General features: G+C 64.4%; 9 protein-coding genes. 5 read left to right on the forward strand and 4 right to left on the reverse strand.

Features of this window, described 5'->3' with window-relative positions; translation table 11 throughout:
• The first annotated feature begins 30 nt into the window (after nt 1–30).
• The 3 genes from BRSPCE3_RS32375 to BRSPCE3_RS32385 all read left to right on the forward strand — a co-directional run bounded on the left by BRSPCE3_RS32375 (nt 31) and on the right by BRSPCE3_RS32385 (nt 1,961).
• On the forward strand, nt 31–765 hold the full coding sequence (locus BRSPCE3_RS32375) for a superoxide dismutase (RefSeq protein ID WP_244070627.1): 735 nt from the start codon (nt 31–33) through the stop codon (nt 763–765).
• Between the two features lie 126 nt (nt 766–891).
• The gene (locus BRSPCE3_RS32380; protein ID WP_244070629.1) at nt 892–1,368 is read left to right on the forward strand and encodes an N-acetyltransferase; all 477 of its coding nucleotides are present in this window, start codon (nt 892–894) and stop codon (nt 1,366–1,368) included.
• Nucleotides 1,365–1,961: a glutathione S-transferase family protein gene (locus tag BRSPCE3_RS32385; RefSeq protein WP_244070631.1), complete on the forward strand. Its 597-nt coding sequence runs from the start codon at nt 1,365–1,367 to the stop codon at nt 1,959–1,961. Before BRSPCE3_RS32380 ends, BRSPCE3_RS32385 begins: the two co-directional genes overlap by 4 nt.
• Before the next feature lie 116 nt (nt 1,962–2,077).
• Here the strand turns inward: BRSPCE3_RS32385 and fabV are convergent, their stop codons facing one another.
• The 3 genes from fabV to fabA form a co-directional block, all read right to left on the reverse strand.
• Entirely contained in the window at nt 2,078–3,250 is a 1,173-nt protein-coding gene (gene fabV, locus BRSPCE3_RS32390; RefSeq protein ID WP_244070633.1) for an enoyl-ACP reductase FabV, read from the reverse strand.
• 84 nt (nt 3,251–3,334) lie between these two features.
• Nucleotides 3,335–4,558, reverse strand: coding sequence for a beta-ketoacyl-ACP synthase I (gene fabB, locus BRSPCE3_RS32395; protein ID WP_244070635.1), 1,224 nt, complete (start codon nt 4,556–4,558; stop codon nt 3,335–3,337).
• Nucleotides 4,559–4,601: 43 nt separating this feature from the next.
• Nucleotides 4,602–5,123 (reverse strand): bifunctional 3-hydroxydecanoyl-ACP dehydratase/trans-2-decenoyl-ACP isomerase, encoded by a 522-nt coding sequence (fabA, locus tag BRSPCE3_RS32400; protein ID WP_244070637.1) that lies wholly within the window; start codon nt 5,121–5,123, stop codon nt 4,602–4,604.
• A 330-nt stretch (nt 5,124–5,453) separates the two neighbouring features.
• On the opposite strand from fabA, the gene irrA reads away from it, so the two are divergent.
• Nucleotides 5,454–5,945, forward strand: coding sequence for an iron response transcriptional regulator IrrA (gene irrA / locus BRSPCE3_RS32405; RefSeq protein WP_283812672.1), 492 nt, complete (start codon nt 5,454–5,456; stop codon nt 5,943–5,945).
• Nucleotides 5,946–6,016: 71 nt separating this feature from the next.
• On the opposite strand, the gene BRSPCE3_RS32410 is transcribed toward irrA, so the two are convergent.
• Nucleotides 6,017–6,541: an SH3 domain-containing protein gene (locus tag BRSPCE3_RS32410; protein ID WP_100555005.1), complete on the reverse strand. Its 525-nt coding sequence runs from the start codon at nt 6,539–6,541 to the stop codon at nt 6,017–6,019.
• A gap of 369 nt (nt 6,542–6,910) precedes the next feature.
• On the opposite strand from BRSPCE3_RS32410, the gene BRSPCE3_RS32415 reads away from it, so the two are divergent.
• Nucleotides 6,911–7,915, forward strand: a complete 1,005-nt coding sequence (locus BRSPCE3_RS32415; RefSeq protein ID WP_244070639.1) for a D-glycerate dehydrogenase — start codon at nt 6,911–6,913, stop codon at nt 7,913–7,915.
• Nucleotides 7,916–8,224 lie beyond the last annotated feature (309 nt).

Genomic DNA, 8,224 nt, shown 5'->3' on the forward strand with positions numbered 1-8,224 from the left:
TCAGGACGCTTTCCAGCATGGAGAATGACGATGTCCTTGATGTCCCGACGCCACTTGATCATTGCAGCAGGCGGCATCGCCGCGGCCGCCGCCTCGTCGCGCGCAGCATTCGCGCAGGCCACGACGCAGGCGCCGGCCGGACCATTCAAGATCGATCCGCTGACTTATCCCGCCAATGCGCTGGAGCCGCACATCGATGCCAAGACGATGGAGATCCATCACGACCGGCATCACCAGGCCTATGTCACCAACCTCAACACTTTCGCCAAGGACAATCCGCAGATCGCCGAGAAGCCGGTCACCGAGGTGCTCGCCAATCTCGGCAGCGTGCCGGACGCGATCCGTACCGGCGTGCGCAACAACATGGGCGGCCACGCCAACCACACGATGTTCTGGCAGATCATGGGACCGAACGGCGGCAAGGCGGACGGCGAGGTGCTCGCCGCGATCGACCGCGATCTCGGCGGCATGGAGAAATTGCAGACCGATTTCAACGCCGCCGGCGGACGCGTATTCGGGTCCGGCTGGGTGTTCGTCACCGTGACCAAGGACGGCAAGCTCGCGATCGAGACCCGGCCGAACCAGGACAATCCGATCATGGACGGCAAGCGCGCGCTGCTCGGCAACGACGTCTGGGAGCACGCCTATTATCTCACGTACCAGAACCGCCGGCCCGATTACCTCAAGGCGTGGTGGAATACGGTGAACTGGAAGGCCGTGGCGGAACGCTATGCGGCCGCCAAGGCCGGCACACTCGGCGTCTGAGCCGCCGCAAGGCTCGCTCGCCACGAAAGGCAGCGCTAGAGTTGAAGCCCCCCGACCAATCGCGAGGCCTTCTGCTTTGTACAGCCGGAGCTTCGCGCGCCGGATGGCGAGCGCCAGGAAACCATGATGACACGGCCGATCATCCGCCCCGCCCGTCCCGACGAACTGGATGTGATCGCGCGCGCCTGGATGGACAGCTGGACGTCGACCGGGCTCTCGCGGGCAAGTGAAAGCCTGTTGAGCGATCTGCGCGCCCGCCTGCCGCTCGAGATCACCGGCGGCTGGAGCCTGTTCGTCGCCGACGACCGCGGCACCATCGCCGCCATGCTGGCGCTGCACCTGCCGACCCTGCTGCTCGACCAGCTGATGGTCGCGCCAAGCCATCAGGGCCGGAGCCTGGGACGCGAGCTGCTCGCCTTCACGCGCCGGCAGATGCCGGACGAGATCTGGCTGAAATGCGTCCGCGAGAACGAGAAGGCCTGGCGCTGGTACGAGCGCGAGGGTTTCGTGTTCGAGAAGGAAGCGCCCAATCCGGTCACCGGCTTCATGATGAAGCACTATCGGTGGAAGAGAACAGACCGCACATCGGAGGCTAACCCATGATCAAGCTGTACTGGTCGCCGCGCTCGCGCTCGTTCTCCGCCATCTGGCTGCTGGAGGAATCCGGCCTGCCCTACGAGCGGGTGCTGACCGACATCAGCACCGGCGCGCAGAAGGCACCGGACTTCCTCAAGATCAACCCGATGGGCAAGGTGCCGGCATTGACCGATGGCGATGCGAAGCTCGCCGAGGCCGCCGCGATCTGTGCCTATATCGCCGACCGCTATCCGGAGACGAAGCTTGCGCCGGCCGTGAACGACCCCAAGCGCGCACGCTATCTGCAATGGCTGTTCTTCTCGCCGAGCTGCATCGAGCCGGCGCTGATCCAGCTCTTCACCAAGCTCGAGGTGCCGACCAGCACCGCGGCATGGGGCAGCGCCGCGCAGGTGTTCGACGTGCTCGACGCCGAGCTGCAGAAGGGGCCGTGGATCCTCGGCGAACAATTCTCCGCCGCCGACATCGCGATCGGCGCGGGACTGAATTTTGCGGTGCGCGTGTTCAAGCTGGTGCCGCCGCGGCCGTCGTTCGACGCCTATATCGACCGTTGCGTGGCGCGGCCCGCATTCCAGCGCGCAGAGAAGATCGCGGCGGGATAACGCGCTCGTAGCCCGGATGAAGCGCAGCGAAATCCGGGGCCGCTGTATCCGCGGATGGAGCTGTCCCGGATTGCGCTCCGCTCCATCCGGGCTACCAAGCAGCGGCGCCGGCCCGTCTAGCCCGGGACGACGCGTGGATCGACGTCCTGCGTGTAATCCACGCCCTCGATGCCGAAGCCGAACAGGCGCAGGAACTGGCTCTTGTATTCCCCGAGGTCGGCGAGGTCGCCGAGCGTCTCGGTGGTGAGCAGCGGCCAGCGCCGCGACACTTCCGTCTGCACTTCGGGCGAAAGCTCCCAATCGTCGACCCGGACGCGCTGCGTATCGTCGAGCGCGACGTCCTTGCCGAGCTTGCTGCGGAACAGGCGGTCGATCTGCTCGATGCAGCCTTCGTGAAGCCCGAGCTGCTTCATGACCTTGAACAGTACCGTGCCGTAGAGCGGCACCACCGGTATAGCCGAGCTCGCCTGGGTGACGACGGCCTTCAGCGCGACGACGCGGGCGGCGTCCGCACCCAGCCGGCCCCGGATCGCTGCCGCTTTGCTGTCGAGATCGACCTTGGCGCGACCGAGCGTGCCGTTCCAGTAGATCGGCCAGGTCAGCTCGCTGCCGATATAGGTGTAGTTGAGGGTGCGGAAGCCCGGCGCCAGCACGCCGGCATCCGCGAGCTGATCGATCCAGCGCTTCCAGTCGTCGCCGCCCATCACCGCGACGGTAGCCGCGGTCTGCTCCTCATTCGCCGGCTCGAGCGTGGTCTGGAACACCTCGCCGGTCTCGGTGTCGAGCGTCTTGATCTCGACCGGCGCGCCCAGCGGCTTGATGACCGAGCGATAGGTCTTGCCGGTGTCCGGATCGGTGCGGACCGGCGCGGCCATGCTGTAGACCAGCATGTCGAGCTGCCCGAATTTTTCGCGCACGCGCTCGATGAAGGCCGCCTTCAGCTCGTCGGAGAAGGCATCGCCCTCCAGCGTCAGCGGCGAGCGGCCGATCTTCTCGGCCTCGATCTCGAAGGCGCGGTTATTGTACCAGCCGGCGCTGGCGCTTCGCTTTTCCGACGGCTCACGCTCCAGCGACACGCCGATCGTGTCGGCGCCGCCGGCGAAGGTCGCGACGATGCGGCTCGCGAGACCGTAGCCCGTCGAGCAGCCCAGCACGGCAACGCGCTTGGGACAGTCCGCGATCGGGCCCTGCTTGAGAACATAGGCGATCTGTTCGCGGACATTCGTGGCGCAGCCGACGGGATGTGCCGTCGTGCAGATGAAGCCTCGCACGCGCGGTTCAATAATCATGCGCACCCCATTTCGGATCGTTGCATTGTCCCCATTCGCGGCCCGCGGGCTTTGCACCGCAGGCGAGAGGAGGTGAAAACCGGATCACGCATCCAGGCGCTTGAACACCAGCGTGGCGTTGGTGCCGCCGAAGCCGAACGAGTTCGACAGCACGGTGCCGAGCTTGGCGTTGTCGATGCGCTTGCGCACGATCGGCATGTCGGCAAAGGCGGGATCGAGTTCGGTGATATGCGCGCTCTCGCAGATGAAGCCGTTGTTGAGCATCAGCAGCGAATAGATCGCCTCCTGCACGCCGGTGGCGCCGAGCGAGTGGCCGGTCAGCGCCTTGGTCGCCGAAATCGGCGGGCACTTCTCGCCGGTGCCGAACACCTTGCGGATCGCCTCGATCTCCGGCGGATCGCCGGCCGGCGTCGAGGTGGCGTGCGGATTGATGTAGTCGACCGGCGTGTTCACCGTCGACATCGCCATGCGCATGCAGCGCTCGGCGCCCTCGCCCGACGGTGCCACCATGTCGTAACCATCCGAGGTGGCGCCGTAGCCGACGACCTCACCGTAAATTCTGGCGCCGCGCGCCTTGGCGTGCTCGAGCTCTTCGAGCACGACGACGCCTGCGCCGCCGGCGATCACGAAGCCGTCGCGGTTGAGATCGTAGGGACGCGAGGCGGTGGCCGGCGTGTCATTGTATTTCGAGGACATCGCGCCCATGGCGTCGAACAGCACCGACAGTGTCCAGTCGAGTTCCTCGCAGCCGCCGGCGAAGATGACGTCCTGCTTGCCGATCTGGATCGTTTCATAGGCATTGCCGATGCAATGGTTCGACGTCGCGCAGGCCGAGGAGATCGAGTAGTTCACGCCCTTGATCTTGAACCAGGTCGCAAGCGTCGCCGACGCGGTCGACGACATGCCCTTCGGCACCGCGAACGGACCAACGCGCTTCGGCCCCTTGGCGCGCGCGATGTCGGCGGCTTCCACCAGTGTGCGTGTCGATGGTCCGCCGGATCCCATGATGATGCCGGTGCGGATGTTGGAGACTTCGTTGGCCTCGAGGCCGGAGTCGCGGATCGCCTGCTCCATGGCGACGTGATTCCACGCGGCACCTTCGGCAAGAAACCGCATCGCGCGGCGATCGATCACCTCGGCGGGATTGAGCGTCGGCGCACCGTGCACCTGCGATCTGAAGCCGAGCTCGGCGGCCTTCTCCGCGCGCGAAATGCCCGACTTTGCCTCGTAGAGGCTCGCAAGCACTTCCTGGGTGTTGTTACCGATGGATGAGACAATCCCCATCCCCGTGATGACAACCCGCCTCATGTTCGCCTCGCCCTGCCTTTATGTTGCCGCGTGATGATCCCGCTCAAGACGGTGCCGTGCCCTGCTTGAACAAACCGACCTTCAAGTCCTTGGCGCGATAAATAATCTCGTCGTCCATGGAAAGCCACCCGTCGGCAATTCCAAGCACGAGCTTTGACCGCATCACGCGCTTGATATCGATGTTGTACACAACCTTGCGCGCGTGCGGCAGCACCTGTCCGGAGAACTTCAGCTCGCCGAGGCCGAGCGCGCGGCCACGACCTTCGCCACCGCTCCAGCCGAGGAAAAAGCCGACCATTTGCCACATGGCATCGAGGCCGAGGCAGCCCGGCATCACCGGATCGTTCTTGAAGTGGCAGCCGAAGAACCAGAGATCCGGTTTCACCTCGAGCTCGGCGCGCACCAGGCCCCTGCCGTACTCGCCGCCGGTTTCCGAGATATCGCTGATGCGATCGAACATGAGCATCGGCGGCAGCGGCAACTGGGCGTTGCCGGGACCGAACAGCTCGCCCCGCCCGCAGGCCAGCAAATCCTCGTATTCGTAACCGCCGCGCCGATCCAGCATCCTCTTTCCACCTCTGATGTCCCGATGAAGCGCTTTTGCTTGGTCGGACCTTAATCTACCCACGGGAACCGGAATAACCCGTCCCGCATCTTGGCGCTACCTGGGTACGCTACCGGCCTGTTATCTCTGCCGAAAGCGCATATGTGGTCCGCGCGCTCTCTAACATAGGGCTAACCGGGCGGCAAAGCGGCATTCCGATGATAAATTACCGCTTCTCCTTAGGTTTCTACCGCAGCTTGGATTCGTTCTAGTTGCGAAAAACTTGCATCTGATGGGCATCCTTTTTATATTTATGAGGAATATTGCCTGAGTTGGGTGCATAGAGTGGATATGAACGAAGAAGTACCGGCTGTGAACGATGATGCCGTGCACCCGGCTGCCCGGGGCGCTGGGCATCACCCTGCCCTGACCGGCTGCCCGTGGCATGACGTCAACGAGATGCTGCAGTCTGCCGGCCTCCGGCCGACCCGCCAGCGCATGGCGCTGGGCTGGCTGCTGTTCGGTAAGGGTGCCCGCCACCTGACCGCTGAAATGCTGTACGAGGAAGCCACGCTGGCCAAGGTTCCGGTGTCGCTGGCGACCGTCTACAACACGCTCAACCAGCTGACCGATGCCGGCCTGTTGCGGCAGGTCAGCGTCGACGGCACCAAGACCTATTTCGACACCAACGTGTCGACCCATCACCACTTCTATCTCGAGCACAACCACGAGCTGGTCGACATTCCCGACCCGAACCTCGTGCTGTCGAAGATGCCCAACGTGCCTGAAGGCTACGAGATTTCCCGCGTCGACATGGTCGTGCGGCTGCGCAAGAAGCGCTGAGTCGCGTTACCGTCGCCTTGAGTTGTGATGGCCGGGCTAGTCCCGGCCATTTTTGTTGGGGACGAGGAAGCTCAGTCCACCTTCTCGTCGGCGTAGACGCCCCAGAGGCGCTGCTGCTCGATCCAGCCGTCGAACCCGTTGCCGGTGACCCGGCACCAGTTGTTGGCGCATTTCTTGACCTGCGCGACGACGCCGGCCTGCAGCCGGGCTGCGATCGCGCTGGTCGCGTCGGGACGATCGTAGAGCGAGGCCAGATCGTCCTTGTTCTTCATCGTCACGACCGCGGTGCGGCGGCCGGACAGCAGCGAGTGATAGACCCAGCCCTCGGCGCCCTCGGAATCGCGCACCCGGCGCCAGTTCTCGAACTCGGCGGTGATTTCGACCGGCAGCCCCGAGCGGGTGTAAACCCAGGCGACGTCGTTATCCTTGGTCGGGCCACCCCGAACGTTCACATGATCGGATTTCAGGCTGACATAGCGCGGAATCGGCAGGCCGCTGGTGGTGGGGCTCAAATCCTTGGCGGTATGTCCGGGCATCACCGACGCGCTCAGCATGCTCCCGACCAGAGCCACCAATGAACCCAAACGCCAGACCATCAACTCGTCTCCTGCCGAGATGCCCAACCCGCATTCGGCGAGCTGCAACCCAAACCCAAATTCAAACCCAAGCCTAAGCCCACGCCCCAAGGCCGCTGCGCCGGCGCGATCCGGTCCCTGGGCGCATCGATCCGAGGGGTTCTTGTCTTGGCCCGGCCTTCTGCTAGAGAGGACGGAACGCCTGAAGGCCAGAACACCCGAATTTCCCGTCGTCGCCCCTTTGCGAAAGCCGGGACAAGTATCGGGGAACCCTAGGAAACGCGAAGGAAACGCCGGGACAGCGCGGCTATCAGCAGTGTCGAACAACCGGGTTAATGAGGCCTCAACGGCTCGGTTTTTGGCGAGCCGCGCGCCTCATGAAAGCAGGACATGTCGGTGAAGAAAAAGCCTCTCGTCGTCGTCACTCGCAAGCTGCCGGACTCGATCGAGACCCGGATGCGCGAGCTGTTCGACGCCAGACTGAATCTCGACGACACGCCGATGACGCCGGAACAGATCGCCGAAGCGGTGAAGACCGCCGACGTGCTGGTGCCGACCGTGACCGACATGATCCGCGAGGACGTGATCAATCAGCCCGACTGCAAGCTGAAGATGATCGCCAATTTCGGCAACGGCGTCGACAATATCGACGTCGCCGCAGCCCATGCCCGCGGCATCACGGTGACCAACACCCCGAAGGTGCTGACCGAGGACACCGCCGACATGACCATGGCGCTGATCCTCGCGGTGCCGCGGCGCCTGATCGAGGGCGCCTCGATTCTCACGGAAGGCAAGCAGCACTGGGCCGGCTGGTCGCCAACCTGGATGCTCGGCCACCGCATCGGGGGAAAAAGGCTCGGCATCATCGGCATGGGCCGCATCGGCCAGGCCGTGGCACGCCGCGCCCGCGCCTTCGGCCTGCAGATCCATTATCACAACCGCCGGCCGGTGGCGCCCATGATCGCCGACGAGCTCGGCGCGACCTATTGGGAAAGCCTCGACCAGATGCTGGCGCGGATGGACATCATTTCGGTGAACTGTCCGCACACGCCGGCCACCTATCATCTGCTCTCGGCGCGGCGGCTCAAGCTGATCCGCAAGGAGGCCTATATCGTCAACACCGCGCGCGGCGAGGTGATCGACGAGGACACGCTGATCAAGCTGATCGAAGCCGGCGATGTCGGCGGTGCCGGCCTCGACGTCTATGAGCACGAGCCCGCGGTGAACCCGAAGCTGGTGCGGCTCGCCAAGGCCGGCAAGGTGACGCTGCTGCCGCATATGGGCTCGGCCACCATCGAAGGCCGCGTCGAGATGGGCGAGAAGGTGATCATCAACATCCGCACCTTCCTCGACGCCCACAAGCCGCCGGATCGCGTGCTGCCGAGCATGCTGTAGGAATTCCGTAGCCCGGATGCAGCGCAGCGAAATCCGGGACGCTATCACCGCGTCAAGACCGCCCCCGATTGCGCGGAGCCTGTCATCGGGCGCGCGTTCGCGCGACCCGTTGGCTCCATCCGGGCTACGGCTCCGCCAAAATATCGAAAACAACCCCATGCACAGTAGCCGGTGCGGCCAATCCGCACTCGGTGTCGTCCCGGCGCAGGCCGGCAACTGTTATGTTGAAGGGGCTGTCCGATAGGGCTTTCTGTCGCGCATCATGGCGTTGAGGATGGTGAGCAGCTTTCGAGCAACGGCAATGAGGGC

The sequence above is a fragment of the Bradyrhizobium sp. Ce-3 genome (genome assembly GCF_022835695.1).
GTDB lineage: Bacteria > Pseudomonadota > Alphaproteobacteria > Rhizobiales > Xanthobacteraceae > Bradyrhizobium.

Coding starts and splice junctions, on each gene's coding strand:
- BRSPCE3_RS32415 (WP_244070639.1), top strand. CDS start 6,911: ATGTCGGTGAAGAAAAAGCCTCTCGTCGTCGTCACTCGCAAGCTGCCG.
- BRSPCE3_RS32380 (WP_244070629.1), top strand. CDS start 892: ATGACACGGCCGATCATCCGCCCCGCCCGTCCCGACGAACTGGATGTG.
- BRSPCE3_RS32375 (WP_244070627.1), top strand. CDS start 31: ATGTCCTTGATGTCCCGACGCCACTTGATCATTGCAGCAGGCGGCATC.
- BRSPCE3_RS32410 (WP_100555005.1), bottom strand. CDS start 6,541: ATGGTCTGGCGTTTGGGTTCATTGGTGGCTCTGGTCGGGAGCATGCTG.
- BRSPCE3_RS32385 (WP_244070631.1), top strand. CDS start 1,365: ATGATCAAGCTGTACTGGTCGCCGCGCTCGCGCTCGTTCTCCGCCATC.
- irrA (WP_283812672.1), top strand. CDS start 5,454: ATGAACGAAGAAGTACCGGCTGTGAACGATGATGCCGTGCACCCGGCT.
- fabB (WP_244070635.1), bottom strand. CDS start 4,558: ATGAGGCGGGTTGTCATCACGGGGATGGGGATTGTCTCATCCATCGGT.
- fabA (WP_244070637.1), bottom strand. CDS start 5,123: ATGCTGGATCGGCGCGGCGGTTACGAATACGAGGATTTGCTGGCCTGC.
- fabV (WP_244070633.1), bottom strand. CDS start 3,250: ATGATTATTGAACCGCGCGTGCGAGGCTTCATCTGCACGACGGCACAT.